Annotated in this window: 16 protein-coding genes; 5 read left to right on the top strand and 11 right to left on the bottom strand. The window is 67.3% G+C overall.

Annotated features, from left to right (window positions below):
• The first annotated feature begins 76 nt into the window (after window positions 1–76).
• The 3 genes from A4249_RS11560 to A4249_RS11550 are packed head-to-tail and all read left to right on the top strand — an operon-like array spanning window position 77 to window position 1,573.
• Complete coding sequence (locus tag A4249_RS11560) at window positions 77–736, top strand: peroxiredoxin (RefSeq protein WP_054764178.1); 660 nt, start codon at window positions 77–79, stop codon at window positions 734–736.
• On the top strand, window positions 733–1,152 hold the full coding sequence (locus A4249_RS11555; protein ID WP_054764177.1) for an ArsR/SmtB family transcription factor: 420 nt from the start codon (window positions 733–735) through the stop codon (window positions 1,150–1,152). Before A4249_RS11560 ends, A4249_RS11555 begins: the two co-directional genes overlap by 4 nt.
• Before the next feature lie 25 nt (window positions 1,153–1,177).
• Window positions 1,178–1,573: a cupin domain-containing protein gene (locus A4249_RS11550; RefSeq protein ID WP_054764176.1), complete on the top strand. Its 396-nt coding sequence runs from the start codon at window positions 1,178–1,180 to the stop codon at window positions 1,571–1,573.
• A gap of 3 nt (window positions 1,574–1,576) precedes the next feature.
• Here the strand turns inward: A4249_RS11550 and A4249_RS11545 are convergent, their stop codons facing one another.
• The 10 genes from A4249_RS11545 to dsbD form a co-directional block, all read right to left on the bottom strand.
• Window positions 1,577–3,067: a L,D-transpeptidase family protein gene (locus A4249_RS11545; RefSeq protein ID WP_066552780.1), complete on the bottom strand. Its 1,491-nt coding sequence runs from the start codon at window positions 3,065–3,067 to the stop codon at window positions 1,577–1,579.
• Window positions 3,068–3,102: 35 nt separating this feature from the next.
• Entirely contained in the window at window positions 3,103–3,876 is a 774-nt protein-coding gene (locus A4249_RS11540; protein ID WP_066552777.1) for a substrate-binding domain-containing protein, read from the bottom strand.
• Window positions 3,876–4,775, bottom strand: a complete 900-nt coding sequence (locus tag A4249_RS11535) for an MBL fold metallo-hydrolase (RefSeq protein ID WP_052005015.1) — start codon at window positions 4,773–4,775, stop codon at window positions 3,876–3,878. Before A4249_RS11535 ends, A4249_RS11540 begins: the two co-directional genes overlap by 1 nt.
• A 64-nt stretch (window positions 4,776–4,839) precedes the next feature.
• Entirely contained in the window at window positions 4,840–5,490 is a 651-nt protein-coding gene (locus A4249_RS11530; protein WP_054764173.1) for a peroxiredoxin, read from the bottom strand.
• 99 nt (window positions 5,491–5,589) lie between these two features.
• Window positions 5,590–6,114 (bottom strand): DsrE family protein, encoded by a 525-nt coding sequence (locus A4249_RS11525; RefSeq protein ID WP_052005017.1) that lies wholly within the window; start codon window positions 6,112–6,114, stop codon window positions 5,590–5,592.
• A gap of 29 nt (window positions 6,115–6,143) precedes the next feature.
• Window positions 6,144–6,761 (bottom strand): SAM-dependent methyltransferase, encoded by a 618-nt coding sequence (locus A4249_RS11520; protein WP_035308670.1) that lies wholly within the window; start codon window positions 6,759–6,761, stop codon window positions 6,144–6,146.
• An 11-nt stretch (window positions 6,762–6,772) separates the two neighbouring features.
• Complete coding sequence (locus A4249_RS11515) at window positions 6,773–8,200, bottom strand: bifunctional metallophosphatase/5'-nucleotidase (RefSeq protein ID WP_035308671.1); 1,428 nt, start codon at window positions 8,198–8,200, stop codon at window positions 6,773–6,775.
• An 8-nt stretch (window positions 8,201–8,208) separates the two neighbouring features.
• Window positions 8,209–8,883 carry a DsbA family protein gene (locus A4249_RS11510; RefSeq protein ID WP_035308672.1) on the bottom strand — a complete coding sequence of 225 codons (675 nt, stop codon included), beginning with the start codon at window positions 8,881–8,883 and terminating at the stop codon, window positions 8,209–8,211.
• Between the two features lie 23 nt (window positions 8,884–8,906).
• Window positions 8,907–9,701 (bottom strand): TlpA disulfide reductase family protein, encoded by a 795-nt coding sequence (locus A4249_RS11505; protein WP_035308673.1) that lies wholly within the window; start codon window positions 9,699–9,701, stop codon window positions 8,907–8,909.
• On the bottom strand, window positions 9,698–11,596 hold the full coding sequence (gene dsbD / locus A4249_RS11500) for a protein-disulfide reductase DsbD (protein ID WP_231868698.1): 1,899 nt from the start codon (window positions 11,594–11,596) through the stop codon (window positions 9,698–9,700). Before dsbD ends, A4249_RS11505 begins: the two co-directional genes overlap by 4 nt.
• Window positions 11,597–11,658: 62 nt before the next feature.
• Here dsbD and A4249_RS11495 point away from each other — a divergent pair, with 62 nt between their 5' ends.
• Window positions 11,659–12,312 (top strand): response regulator, encoded by a 654-nt coding sequence (locus A4249_RS11495; protein WP_035308676.1) that lies wholly within the window; start codon window positions 11,659–11,661, stop codon window positions 12,310–12,312.
• Window positions 12,309–13,640 carry an ATP-binding protein gene (locus A4249_RS11490; RefSeq protein WP_035308677.1) on the top strand — a complete coding sequence of 444 codons (1,332 nt, stop codon included), beginning with the start codon at window positions 12,309–12,311 and terminating at the stop codon, window positions 13,638–13,640. The genes A4249_RS11495 and A4249_RS11490 overlap by 4 nt, the downstream gene beginning before the upstream one ends.
• 398 nt (window positions 13,641–14,038) lie before the next feature.
• Here the strand turns inward: A4249_RS11490 and A4249_RS11485 are convergent, their stop codons facing one another.
• Entirely contained in the window at window positions 14,039–14,500 is a 462-nt protein-coding gene (locus tag A4249_RS11485; protein ID WP_066552773.1) for a hypothetical protein, read from the bottom strand.
• Window positions 14,501–14,526 lie beyond the last annotated feature (26 nt).

The raw sequence follows: 14,526 nt of genomic DNA, 5'->3' as shown, positions 1-14,526 counted from the left end.
CATATACCCATTCATAGTTCATACAAGTATGTATTTTAATGTAGCGGAAAGGGCGTGAAGCGCTTAGCTTGCCGCCATGGAAACGACAGACACTGCGCCGACCGTCGACACCGCCGCGATGCGCGCCCTGCGCATCAACGACACGGCGCCGGATTTCACCGCGCGCACGACCCAGGGCGAAAAGCGCCTCAGCGACTACCGTGGACGCTGGCTGGTGCTGTTCTCGCATCCGGCGGACTTCACCCCGGTCTGCACCAGCGAGTTCGTGGCTTTGGCCCGACAGGCCGACGCCTTCGCGGCGATCGACTGCGATCTGATGGCCCTGTCAGTCGACAGTCTGTATTCGCACTTGGCCTGGCTGAAGGACATCTACCGCCGCTTCGGCGTGAAGGTGCCGTTCCCGATCATCGAAGATCCCTCCATGGCCATCGGCCACGCCTTCGGCATGGTGGACGCCGGCTCAAGCGACAGCGCGACGGTGCGCGCCACTTTCGTGATCGATCCCGAAGGCGTGGTGCGCGCCATCAGCTGGTACCCGATGAACATCGGCCGCTCGGTTGATGAGCTGCTGCGTCTCGTCACCGCCTTGCAGACGTCTGACCGTGAGGCGGCCTCCACGCCGGCGGGCTGGACGCCCGGCGACGCCCTGCTGGAGCCGGCCGCCACCACTCTGGACGCCGCCATCGCCGACGGTGACGGCGATGCGCCCTGGTACTATCGCGAGCGCCGCGCATGACCGACGATCAAGCGGCCGCCATGGAGCGGTTGAAGGAAAAGGCGCCGGAGGCCGCAGAGCTGTTACGCCAGCTGGCCAACGCCAACCGGCTGCTGATCCTGTGTCACATCGCCGAAGAGGAGCGCTCGGTGGGCCAGCTCGAGGCGGACCTTGGCATCAAGCAGCCGGCGCTATCCCAACAACTGGCTGAGCTGCGCCAGTATGGCCTGGTCAAGACCCGCCGTCAGTCCCGCTCGATCTTCTATTCGATCGCCGACGACCGGGCCCAGGCGGTCATGGGCATGCTCTACGAAATCTTCTGCGGCGATGCGAAGGCGGTCGGCGCGCGAGCCGCCGCCCCGGCGCCCCGCACATCGACGCCGGCGCGCGGCGACACGGCGCAATTCGCCCGCATCACCGCCGTCGCACGGCGCTGACGGCAAACCCGCACAGGAGACTCTCGTGAAGGGCTTCATCGACAATATCGAACGTCTGACGGAAGAGAACACAGACTTTCGCCGCGTTCTCTACACCGGCCACAATCTGCAGCTCGTCCTCATGGCCATTCCGCACGGCCAGGAGATCGGCGAAGAGGTCCACGACGACCGCGACCAGTTCTTCCGCATCGAGGCGGGCGAGGGCGAAATCTGGATCGACGGCGTTCGTCATGCCGTGAAGGCGGACGACGGGGTCATCGTCCCTCGGGGCGCCCGCCACAATGTGGTCAGCACGGGGTCCGAACCGCTTCGGCTCTACACCCTTTATGGTCCGCCGGAGCATCGCGACGGTACGGTTCACGCCACGGTGGAAGAGGCCTCCGCCGACCACGAGCATTTCGACGGCCGCACGACCGAATAACCGTCAGGGGCCGACGTCGTCCGCATCGGCGCGCCGGTCGTCGGGCCGCGGCAGCTGCAAGGCGATACCCAACGCCTCCGCCAGACGGGTGTCGCGACGATAGATGTCATCGCGAAAGGCGACGCGGCCCTGGCCGTCCAGAAAGGCCGTCCAATACAGCAGGCGCACGTCGATCGGCCGACCGGTCGCCACCCGGACGGTCTCGCCGCTGTCCAGCGCGGCGTCGAATCGGGCGAGCCTTGCGGGGTCGGGCGCGAGCAGTAGCCGAGCGAAGCCGACCGCGTCCTGCACCCGCACGCAGCCGTGACTGAGATGGCGGAAGCTCCGCTCGAACGCACCCCGCGACGGGGTGTCGTGCAGGAAGATGGCGTAGCTGTCCTGAAGTTCGAACTTGACCTGGCCCAGGGCGGCGTTCGGGCCGGCGCGCTGAACCACCATGCCATTCTGAATCGTCATGTTGTTCGCCCGCATATAGGCGGCGCCGCGCGGCAGGATCTCGCGCTGGGCGATGGAGGTCGGCACCGTCCAGGGCGGATTGGCGACGACCGAGGCGAAGGGCCGTTCGAGGCTGGGCGTCGCATTGTCGGCGTCACCCGTTACGACCCGCATCGAATGCACGGGCCGGCCGTCCTTCCAGTAGACCATGATGGAGGCGGCGGTGTTCACCTCGATCCGCTCCGGGGCGACGTCTCTCTTTAGCCAACGGCGGCGTTCCAGATTGAGCGCGATCTGGCGAGCACGGGCCTCGCCCGAAATCGACAGCGCCCGCTGGGTCGCCGGGCCGATGCGGGCGTCCGCCTCCAGACCGTGGCGCACCTGGAACGCCCGAACGGCCTCTTGCAGAACAGAGCCGTAGTCACCGCCAGACGGGCCGATCATGGAGGCGGCGGCGTCGCTGAGATCGCCTTCCACCCGAAGGCGCGGCAGGAGGGCGGGAAGGCGGGGGTCGGACGCAAACGGTTCGATCGTCGCGCCCATGGCGAAGGGCGGCCAGCCGCCGCGGTCGGCGATGGCGCGATAGCGGAGGAAGCCGTCGCACAAGCCCTGAAAGCCGCGGTCCTGGGGCGCAAGGCCCGCCATCGTCTCGGCCAACGTTCCGTCCTCGACGGCCTTGGCCAACAGCGGCGGCGTGTCGACCTGGTTGCGATCCATCTCCCAAAGGGTCTCGACCGTTGCCGGGTCGACCCGGCCATGGGCGAGCGCCTCGGCCAGGGTCAGGACGGCCTGTGTCAGCTCGGCTTCGCCCAGGGCGAGGCCGTCGGGCGCTGATAGGCCGTGGCGGTCCGCCAGAGCCAGGGCGTCCATGGCTTGCCGGCGCGCTGGCCCCGCCCAGGCGGGGCGTCCGCCGCGGGCGGCGTAAAAGGCTGCGGTCAGGGCGGTGATGTTCGATGTCGCGGGCGCCGACGCGGCTCGCGCGGTCGTCGAGAGCCAGAGCGGCGCCGCGGCCGCCAGCAGGTGTCGGCGGTTCAGGGTGAAGGAGCGACGGTTGGCCATGCCGCCGACACCGCAGGGTTCACCTTAAGGCAGGCTTAAGGTTGGCCGGTCCGCCAGCCCCACCGCGCGAAGATGGCGGCCCCCTCGTCGGACTTCAAAAAGTCTAGGGAGGGCTGGGCGTCGGCGTCCTGGCGGCCGGTCTCGGTCACAACGGCGCCGGCGTCGCGGTAGATGCGATAGGGCTCTTTGACCTCGACCACATCAGCGAGGTCCGGATTGGCGACCTGCCAGATGCCCCAGATGATCCAGGCGTCCAGCGTCGGGTCGTCGATCCAGGCCTGTCGGGCCTCGGCGCTGTTGCGGGCGTAGACGACGATGTTGCGACGCAGGGCGCGCACCTTGGCGATGTCGCCGGTGCGACCGGCCATGTCCTCCCACAGGCCGTTCTGGCCCGCGCCGTTGACAACCAAGACCCGGCGATCGGGCTGGAAAAGATCCTCAAGGCCGCCGATGCCGTCCGGATTTCCCGGCCGAACGAGGATGGAGGCGGTGCGCAGATAGAGCGGCTCGACCGCCTCGGCGCGGATGCGGCCCTCCAGGGCGCTGACGAAGTCGGTCATCATCGTCTCGGAGCCTGAGAAGATCAGGTCGCCATCCGCCTTGGCCTGGTCCAGCCATTGGGGCGTGGGTCCGGCGACGACGGCCACGGCGCGACCGGTGCGCGCCTCATAGGCCTTCGCGGCGTCGCGCATGGCGGGGGAGGGGCCGCCGGGACCGTAGACATGAAGTGGATCGGCGGGCGTCTGGGCGTGGGCGGCCAGGGCCGTTGCGCTCAGGAGGGCGGCCAGCGTCAGTGCGGACGGGCGCATCAAGAATTCTCCTGGGGTGGGGCGAAGTGATTGGCGGGAATCTTGAAATAGACGCGCCCGTCCGGCGCGGCCGGCGGCAGCACCCCGCCGCGGATGTTCACCTGAAGCGCGTAGAGCATCAGATTCGGCAAGGGCAGGGTGGCGTCCCGATCGTCGCGGAGCCGCACGAAATCCGCCTCGCCGCGTCCGCCGCCGACATGGATGTTGTCCGCCTTCTGCTCTCTCACGGTGCTGAAGCAGGCGGGCTCGCGGCCATCCGGGCCATAGTCGTGGCCAACGAAGACGGCGGTCTCTTCAGGCAGGGCCAGGATGTCCTGGATGCTTCGGAAGAGAGTCTTCGAGTCGCCGCCCGGAAAGTCGGCGCGCGAGGTGCCGGCATAGGGCATCATCAGGGTGTCGTGGACGAAGGCGTTGCCGCCAATCACATAGGTGATGGAGGCCATGGTGTGCCCCGGTGAGAACATCACCCGCGCCGGCAGGTCGCCAACAGCGAACGTGTCGCCAGCCTTGAAGAGTCGGTCCCACTGGCGACCATCGGCCGGAAAGTCGTCGTCCAGGCCGTAGATGTCCTTCCACAGCTTCTGGACGCCGATGACCTTTTCGCCGATGGCGGTCGGCGCGCCCAGTTTCTCGTTGAGGAAGGGCGCGGCGGAGAAGTGGTCGGCGTGGGGATGGGTGTCCAGCAGCCACTCGACGGTCAGGCCCTCCGCCTTGACGTAGTCCAGGATGGCGTCGGCGTTGCGGGTCGAGGTCGCCGCCGCCTTCTCGTCGAAATCCCAGACCGGATCGATGATCGCGCATTTGCGGCTGACCGGGTCGGAGACGACATACTGCCAACTGCCGGTCTTCTTGTCGTGGAGCGCCGCGATGCGCGCTCCGCCGTGGTCGATGATCTGCATGAAGGCTCCGTTTGGTTTGCGAAGAAAAAGGCCGGACCGCTTGCGAGGTCCGGCCGGAATCCGATCAGGCGGCTTTCGGGGCGTCGGGGAGGTCGCGCGTCGAGAAATACCAGTCGGTGTAGACGTAACCCTCGGAAGCGCGAGCCTCGGCCGCCTCGGCGGCCTTGGGCGGGGGGACGATGGCCGGTTGGCCAGGGCGCCAGTTCTCAGGCGTCGCGACCCCGTTGGCGTCGGACGCCTGGAGCGCGGTGAGCAGCCGAACGAACTCTTCGATGCTGCGGCCATTGCTCATGGGATAGTAGACCATGGCGCGCAGCTTGCCTTCCGGATCGATCAGGAAGGTGGCGCGAACAGCCGAGGTGTCGGCCGCCCCGGGGTGGATCATTCCGTAGGCCTGGGCCACCTCCATCTTCAGATCCTCGATGATGGGGAAGGGGATTTCGACGCCGAACTTCTCCTTGATGTTCCGGGTCCAGGCTAGGTGCGAGAAGATGCTGTCTATCGAGAGGCCCAGGAGCTCGCAGTTCATGGCGGCGAACTCATTCGCATGCTTGGCGAACCCGATGAACTCGGTCGTGCAGACCGGGGTGAAGTCCGACGGGTGCGAGAAGAGGATCAGCCATTTGCCGCGGTAATCGGCCAAGCTGCGATCCCCGTGCGTGGTGCGGGCGTGAAAGTCGGGGGCGGGTTCGTTGAGGCGGGGCAGTCCGGTCATGTCGATATCTCCTTCAGACGCCCCAATGAACAATTACATACATACTTACGCAAACTAATAGTTCTTATGCTCAGGAAAGGTTCCGCCTATGCCGAGCCGTCAGTTCACAACCAGGGCGTATCCGGCCTGTTGAAGGTGGATGACCGTCATCAGGGCGGCGAGATCAACGCTCACGCCCGCTTCGAGATCGGCTTGCGCGATGCCGTTCCCCGCCATGGCCTGGCCGCACAGTCGAACCTGGACGCCGGCGGCGATGAGGGCGCGGATCAGGGCGCTGTTGGGGTTGGCGTCGCCCTTGCCGCGCGCGGTCCAGGCGGCGTCGGAGAGAACTGCAGGGGTGGCGGCGCCGTGCAGGACGACCACGATCTGACGGTGGTCGGCGTCCACGCCGCCCGCCGCCAGCATATTCACCAGCCGCGCGACGCGATCCAATCCCTTCAGCGGCCTGTCGTCCGCACCGCCCTGGGACACGTCGAAGATGACCCGATAGATGCGCGACGGATCCGGCTGTTCGCCGGCCTCGGGCAGGGGCTTGAAGCCGCCGAAGCCTGAGACAGCCTGGGCGAAGCTCGGGGAGGCCGCCAGGGAGGCGGCCAAGGACAGGGCGATCACGAGGGTTTTCATGGCGGGTTCCGGTGTGCGGGCGCTGGGGGTCAGGGACGGCGGGCGATGAGATCGATCAGGGCGGACCGGCCGCTGTGGCCGGCGCCTTCGGAGACGTCGCTGTCGTGGCTTTTCAGATGCAGGATGTCGAAGTCGGCGAAGGCGTCGCGGAGCAGCGCCTCGGTGTAGAGGTTCTCGACCTGCCCCGGACCGCCGGTGCCATAGGCGATCTGTTCCGGCCGATAGCCCTGCAACAGGACCAGGCCGCCAGGCTTCACGGCCGCCTTCATACGCTCGAAAAGTCGGTCGCGCTGGGGAGGCGGGGCGAACTGAATGAAGACGGCGACCACGACGTCGAACGCACCCTGCGGCCAGCCCCAGGTCTCGAAGTCCGCCACCTGGGCGTCCAGTGTGACGCCACGTCGCTCGGCCAGGGCGAGGGCCTTCTCGACCGCGCGCGGGGCGATATCCGTGGTGGTGACGGCCAGGCCCTGTTCGGCGAGCCACACGCCGTTTCGGCCCTCGCCGTCGGCGACCGCCAGAGCGGTCATGCCGGGCTGGAGCCGCGCGATCTGAGCGGCCAGGAAGGCGTTGGGCGTCTCGCCGAACAGATAGTCCTGGCGGTCATAGCGGCTGTTCCAGAAGTCGCGGGCGGCGACGGAGTCCATAAGGTGTTCCTTCAGATGATGAGGACGCTGACGGGCAGATCGGTCTCGCCAGGCGTATGGTCGGCGAACCAGGATTCAAGCGCGCCCACAGTGTCGATGTCGAGCGTCCGGCGGTCTCGCCCGTAATGTTCGGGCACCCCTTGGGCGGTGACGAAGGCCACCAGATAGTCCGCCTCCGGCTCGACAGGGCGGTCTCCGACCAGCAGGCGGTCGAGGCGCTGCCCCTTGGGATTCTCAAGCTTCACGAAGGCCGTGAGACCCCGGCAACGTTTGATGTAGCCGCCCATCTGCTCATACGGGTCGGCGGCGAAGGTGCGCTCCAGATTTTCTTCCAGCATCGCTTGCAACTCGGCCCCGGTCAGCGTCGTGCGTGAGATCGGCGGATTCATCGGCGCCATATTGTAGAGGTCGCCCAGAGTGACCGGACCCGGCGCGACGGGCGCGCCGTAGCGCCAGCCGTTGGAGAAGGCGATGTCCACGCCCGCCGCCTGCGCCGCCGCCGCCAGCAGGACGTCGTCCATCGGCGCGCTGGCCATGGCGTAGCGGTGAAGGGGGATGGCGGTGCGGCCGACGATGCGCGCCAGACGCTCGCGCTCGGGCGCCAGGGCCATCTCCACCAAGCCGGCGACTTGATCGTCTTCGGGGCCAGCGTCCACGGCTATGAGCCGATGGCGCCGCAGGCACACGCGGCCCTCTGCAATCTCCAGATCCAGCCGGCCGATATAGGCGCCGTGGCAGCCGGACTGGATGATCAGGGTGTCGCCGACGCGGGCCGGTTCGTGCAGGCGGTTATGGGTATGACCGCTCAGGATCACGTCGATGCCCGGCGTTTCGGCGGCCAGCTTCAGATCCTGCGGAAAGCCCAGGTGCGACAGCAGGACGACCAGATCGACCTTTTCCTCGCGGAGCTGGTGCAGCTGCTCGCGGGCTTCGGCCACACCCATTTCAAACCGCACGCCTTCAGAGAAGGCGGGGGGCATCGTCTTGTCGATGATGGGGCAGGCCAGGCCGATCACGCCGATCCTCAGACCGCCGCGCTCGAACACCCACCGCCCGTCGAACTCCGGCGCGCCGTCATCCTTGCGGAAGACATTGGCGGCCAGGACGGGATAATCCAGTCCCGCCGCCAACGCCTTGAACCCCGCCGGGCCATAGGCGAACTCCCAGTGCGCCGTCATGGCGTCGATCTTCAGGGCGTTCATGATCGGAACCAGCGCCTCGCCCCGGCTGGCGACGGCGACCCGCGTGCCATGGAAGGTGTCGCCGTTGTCCAGGGTCAGGCATGCACCTTCGGCGCGCGCCTCTTCGAAGAGGCGCGCGATGCGGGCGACCCCGCCCAGCCGTTCGAACCGCCAGCCGCCTTCGGTGCGCACCAGTTCGGGATGCGGCTCGAGATAGCCGTGGAGGTCGTTCAGCTGGAGCAGGGTCAGGGTGGTCATGGTCGGCTTCAGCGCAGCGGTTGTCCGGAGCGGATACGACCGATCACCGCTTCGAGTTGCGCCTGGGGCATGCCGCCGGGGATCAGATTGCCGTTGATGATAAAGGCGGGCGTGCCCTGCAGGGCCAGGGCCGCCGCTTCTCGACCATTTCGGTCCAGCACCGCGTCGATGTCTGCGCGGTGTTCGGCCAGGTCCTGATTCAGGCGCGCCATGTCCACGCCGGCCGACTGGACCAGACGGGTGATGTCCGCCTGGTCGCCGATGCGCGACGGCGACAGCATGAAGGCGTTATGGACGGCCTCGTACTTGCCCTGATAGGCGGCGGCGAGGGCGGTCCGGGCGGCGGTCTCCGAGACGTCGCCGAAGATCGGCCAATCCTTGTACAGGACGCGCACCTTGGTGTCCGCCTTCAGCAGGCCGTCGATCTCAGGCTGCATCTTCTTGCAGTAGGGGCAGTTGTAATCGACGAAGCCGATGATGGTCACATCGGCGTTCTCGGCGCCGATGAAGGGCGCTGCGGGATCGCGCAGCAGGTCATTGAAGCCGACCTGGGCGATGGGCGGCATGTCTTGTCCGGAGGCGGCGGAAGGGCTGGCGGGCGCCGCGCCGTTGTCGGCGTCGGCCGGGCCGCAGGCGGCGAGCGCCAGGACGGCGGCGAAGGCAGGGGCGAAGGTGCGGTTCATGGAAGCTCCGTGAGGCGAGGGGGTCAGTGCAGACGCGCGATTTCGGTCGCGATCTGTTCGGGGGCGATTTCCCCCATGTGGGCCTTGGCCAGACGGCCGTCGGCGTGGAGGAACAGGGTCACCGGAATGCCGGCCGTACCGTAGTGGCGGGGCAGCGCCATGGCCTCGTCGAACAGCACATGGTCGAGGGCCAGCCCCTGGCTCTGCAGAAAGGCCCGAACGCCGGCTTCGCCCTCGCCCTGGTTGACGAAGAGGAAGCGCACATTCGGATGGGCTTTTTCGGCCTGGGCCAAAGCCGGCATCTCGCGCCGGCAGGGCGGGCACCAGGTGGCCCAGAGATTGATCACCGTAGGCCGATCGATCGGCGCCGAAAGGTCGATCGCCGGTGCGTCCATCGCGGCCAGCGTCAGGGCGGGCGGCGCCATGGGCTGCGTCGCCGAGGCCAACTGATGGGCGGTGGTCCAAACCAAGGCGCTGGCCAGCACAGGCGCAATGGCCCAGGCGCGTTCGCGCGTCGTGCGCAGCAGCAGAATGGTGGCCAGGATCACGACCGGCGCGACCCAGATCCAACTGAATCCGCCCTGCCAGACCGCGAGCGCCCGCCACGGGTCAGCCCCGAAATACTCCCAGTGCGTCGCCACGTGACCGAGGCGGGCGACCGCCAGACCGCCGAAGACTAGGACCGTGCTCCACAGGTTGAAGCGCGGGCTGACCCGGCTGGCCAACAGCCCGACGCCGATCATGAAGACGAACACGCCGGCGATGATGGCGAACCGCTCGCCCGACAGGACGAGCGGGCCCAGGGTGATGGCGTTCATGCGGCGGCTCCGGCGCTCTGCAGGGCGGAGGCGACGTCTTGGGCCGACATCTCTCCGATCAGTCGGCTGCCCGGCGCTTCGGTCGCCGAGGGCGACAGGAAGATCATCGTCGGCGGTCCGATCACTCCGTGCCGCTCAAGAAGCGCGCGCGCCTCGGGCGTGCTGCGCGTGACGTCGACCTTGATGAGGTCGGTGTTCGAAAGGCCGGCGATGACCGCGGGGTCCTCGAACACCGTCCGCTCGATCACCTTGCAGCTGACGCACCAGTCGGCGGTGAAATAGACCAGGGCGGGACGTTCGCGCGCGGCGGCATCGGCGACGGCGCGGTCGAGCGCCGTCTGATCCAGCACGACCGCTGCGGTTTCGACCGGCGCGGCGGCTGAGATTCCAGCGGGCCGCGCCAGGGGCTCAAGCGGACGCCACGGGTCGTCCGCCCCGAGACTGAGGCCGACCAGCAGCAACAGGCCCCAGGTCGCGGCCGCCAGGCCAGCGACACGTGCGACGCCGTTTCTCAGATTCGGGCTCAGCGGCTGGAACAGGCCGAGAGCCGCCGCCAGACCGAGCGCCAGCGCCGCGCCGAAAGCCAGCGTCGCGCTCGGCGGCAGGATGCGGCCGGCCAGCCACCAGGCCATGCCCAGGAAGATGAAGCCGAACAGCATCTTCACCCGGTCCATCCACGGCCCAGCCTTGGGCAGGAAGCGCGCGCCGACCGTGCCGAACACGATCAAGGGCACCCCCTTGCCCAGGCCCAGGAAGAACAGGGCCGCCGCGCCCAGCCCAACGTCGCCGGTCTGTGCGATATAGAGCAGGGCGCCCGCCAAGGGCGCGGTGACGCAAGGGCCCACGATGAGGGCGGAGACGAAGCCCAGACCTGCGGCTGAGGGCAGGGACCGCCGTCCGTCACCGCTGTCGCGGGACAGGCGGCTGGTCCAGGCCGAGGGCAGTTGCAACTCGAAGCCGCCGAACATGGACGCGGCGAGAACGACGAAGACGACAACCAGAGCGCCGATCGCCCAAACCGACTGGAGCGCCATCTGCAGGTTCTGTCCGGACCAGGCGGCCGCGACGCCCAGCAGGGCGAAGGCGACGGAAAGGCCCAGCACATAGGCGACCGAGAGCATCAGGCCTCGGCGCGTACCGCGCCCGTCCACGCCGCGTCCGATGACGCCGGCCAGGATCGGGTACATGGGAAAGACGCAGGGCGTGAAGGCCAGAAGCACGCCGAAACCGAAGAAGGCGAGCAGGACCCAGGTGGCCCCGCCCTGCAGCGCCAAGCGATCGACGAAGCCCGGGCTGGGGTCCGGGATGACCGCCGGCGATGGCGCGACCGGCGGAGGCGCCAACGCGCCCTCATCACTCGCGAGTGCGGGTGTGGGTGCAGCGCCCGGCGCCTGGATCGCCAGCAGAGCGGCGGCCTGAGCGGTCTGCGCATCGGCCTCCCGAGCGGCAACCTCGGACTGCGGCCGGGTCGGCACGTCCACTGTCCGCGTCATCGGCGGGTAGCAGATCGAGTCCTCGAGGCACCCCTGGTAGGTGATGTTGACCGACGTCGGGCCGCCAACCTGCGTCAGGGTCTGCGCCGATAGGGTCGCGCGACCCTCGTCATGCCAGACGTCGACGACGCCAAAGCCCGGATCGTCCTTGGTTTCGCCGGTCGCAAGCTCCAGAGGCAGCGATGCTTTCCCGCCCGGCGTGCTGGCGACGGTGTGGTCACGATAGAGATAATGGCCGGGCGCAATGTCCCAGGCGAAGGCCAGGTCGCCGTCAGCCTCATGCGTCACCGTCAGGGAGAAGGCCTTGTCAGGCGATAGCGGAGCCTGACCCAATGCCGAACCCGGAAGGGTGAAGGACAGGATCGCGAGAGCGGCGGGCAACAGTCGGCGGAAAAACCTCATGGCCATCTCGTCGGCAAACGAGCTTAAGTCAGGCTTAAGCCGCAACTTCCACCTCACGCCGCATGAGACTGCTCGCCATAGAAGATGATCCCGTTCTCGCCGACGGCCTCCAGGTCGGGCTCAGCGCCTGCGGCTGGACGGTCGAAGTCGTCGGGCGGGTCGAGGACGCCCTCGCGGCGCTGGAAAGCTCGGCGTTCGATGCGGTCGTGCTGGATTTGGGTCTTCCTGATGGCGACGGCCTTTCGGTGCTGCGTTTCGTTCGCGAGCGCGACATGGATGTCGGCGTGGTGGTCTTGTCGGCGCGCGATGACAGTCGGGACCGCATTGTGGGTCTGGACGCCGGCGCGGACGACTATGTCGGCAAGCCTTTCGATCTCGACGAACTGGCGGCGCGACTGCGCGCGGTGCGGCGTCGCCTGCTTGGGCGCTCGGCGCCCGCCTTGCGCCACGGCGGGGTGACCCTTGATCCCCAGTCGCGTCTGGCTTGGCGTGAAGAGGGGGACCTGCCCCTTTCGAGACGTGAGTTCGCCATCCTGGAGGCCCTGATGGAACGGCCTGCACAGGTCCTCTCGCGCAGTCAGCTAGAAGAACGCCTGTACGGTTGGCAGGAGGAGATCGGCTCTAACGCGGTGGAAGTGCACATCCACTATCTCCGGGCCAAGTTGGGAGCCGGCTTCATCCGCACCGTCCGCGGCGTAGGATACACCCTGCAATGAGCTCGATCCGCCTGCGTCTGTTCGCCACCCTCGCGCTCGTGACCGCCCTCGTCTGGGGCGGCGCGGTCGTCTGGGTCGAGATCCAGACCCGGGCCGAGGTGCAACGGGTGCTGGACCGGCGCCTGATGGAGTCGGCCCGCATGGTCTCGTCCCTGATGCAGGCCGGCAGCGTGCGCCCGGCGATGCAGGCTCCGGAAAGCGGGGCCGCCGATGTCTACGACCGTCAGCTCTCCTGCCAGATCTGGTCGCTGGAAGGCGATCTGATTGGTCGGTCCCAAAGCGCGCCTGCGGAGCGGTTGTCGGAAGGGGGCGACGGTTTTTCAGAACGCACGATCCGGGGCGAGCGCTGGCGCGTCTACACGGTGCATGATCGTGATGCCGGTTTCAGGGTCATGGTCGGGGACAATCTGGCCGTTCGCGAGCACCTGGTCGGCAATGTCGTCACCGCTTTGATCGGTCCGGCGGTCCTTGGTCTGCTGGTGCTTGGCGTATTGATCTGGTGGTCGGTAGGGCGGGGGCTGACCCCTATTCGACAAATGACCCGCAGCCTTGCGGTACGGGATGCGGAAGATCTGACGGCGTTGGACGTATCGCCGGACGCCCGCGAACTCCGTCCCTTCGCCCTGGCGCTGAACGACTTGATGTCACGCCTTGGCGCAGCGCGACGTCGCGAGGCCGAGTTCACGGCCGCTGCCGCGCACGAATTGCGTACGCCTCTGGCAGGCCTGCGCGTCCAGGCGCAGATTGCGGCGTCGTCTTCGGATACGGCCGTTCGAAGACGCGCGCTGGAGCAGATCCAGACCTCTGTCGATCGCACTGCCCGCCTCGTCACAGGTCTTCTCGTCTTGGCGCGCGAGGACGAGATGCCGGTTAGCGACGAAGATCGCCGCTGGGTGACGCTTCGGTCGCTGTTTGCAGGAGCGGAAGGCGATGATCGGGTGTCGATCGTTGAAGGTGACGCGCTGCTTAACGTGGATCCAGATCGCTTCGAGGCAGCGGCTGCCAATCTCCTCGCCAACGCGCAGGCGCATGCGGCATCCTCAGTCGTGATCAGTTACGACCCGACTTCCGGGCGTTTAATCGTCGAGGACGACGGCCCGGGCGTGGCCTTCTCGGATCTGCATCGGCTGGGTAGGCGCTTCTTCCGTGCGGCCAATGCACCTTCCGGAGGGAGCGGTCTGGGCCTCTCTATCGTCCTCGCCACAGTGAAGGCCCATGGGGGACAGGTGCAGTTCTTGCGCTCACCAGGAGGCGGTCTCCGTGTCGAGGTGATAGTTGCTATTGAGGCTTCGGGGTCGATGCATAAGCCTAGCACGCTGACCGACTAACAACGATCTCGGCACGCCGAAAGGGTGAGCTCGGGGCCGATCGCGGATCGGAGGCGGACATTAGATGTTCTCACCTCCAGCGTCTGCTGATGCAAACGGCTGCTGGTCGCACAGCGAGGATAGCCCGCACGCACCCCACTGCTGGCTCACTAAGTTGGGCTAGGGCTTTCGGCGGCTCAGCGGCCGCTGGTCGGGAGATTTCCGACCGGGTTTCTGCTATGGGATTTCAGGAAGTGGGTATTGATCCAGATTGCTGGCTCTTCCCCTCTTCTGGTGACCATATGGTGACCAATCGTCGCTGAGATTTCCTAAGTTCTTAGAAAAATCAGCTTTATCAATAGGATAGAACGAGAGTTCGCGGCATCGAATATCCTGTACTGGGACATAGAGCTCGAACCTTAAGGGCGCAGGACGGCGACGCTCGGGCGGCTGGTTTCGACGCGGCGACGGCGCAGTCGGCGATCCAGACGGTCGATCTCGGCCAGAGTCATGTCCGGATAGCGGCGGAAGGCTTGGCGCAACTGTTCGATCCGGCCGGGCGCCCAGGCGGCGGCGACGCCGGCCGCGCCCGCCAGGAAATCGATGACGGAGACGCTGCGGCCGGTCAGGGCCTGAAGCAGTTCGGCCCCGAAAGCGGCGGCGATGACATACAGCGCCAGGTCGTCGCGGCGCTGGTTCGGCGCGATCAGGAACAGGCCGCTGGCCAAGCCATAGAAGGCGATGACGTGGGCGGCCTTGTCGTTCAGGCCGAAGACCTGTTCCAGACCCTGGAACGGTCCCAGCATCAAGACGGCCATGCCCAAAGCCGCCAGGGCGAAGCCGAGGCGGGCGGCCATGACGATGCGGCGGGGCGTGAGCATGAGGCGGGTGTCCGTGACCTTGATCC

This window comes from Brevundimonas sp. GW460-12-10-14-LB2 (genome assembly GCF_001636925.1).
In the GTDB taxonomy this organism is placed as follows: domain Bacteria; phylum Pseudomonadota; class Alphaproteobacteria; order Caulobacterales; family Caulobacteraceae; genus Brevundimonas; species Brevundimonas vesicularis.
This window is presented reverse-complemented; position numbering and strand designations above follow the sequence as displayed.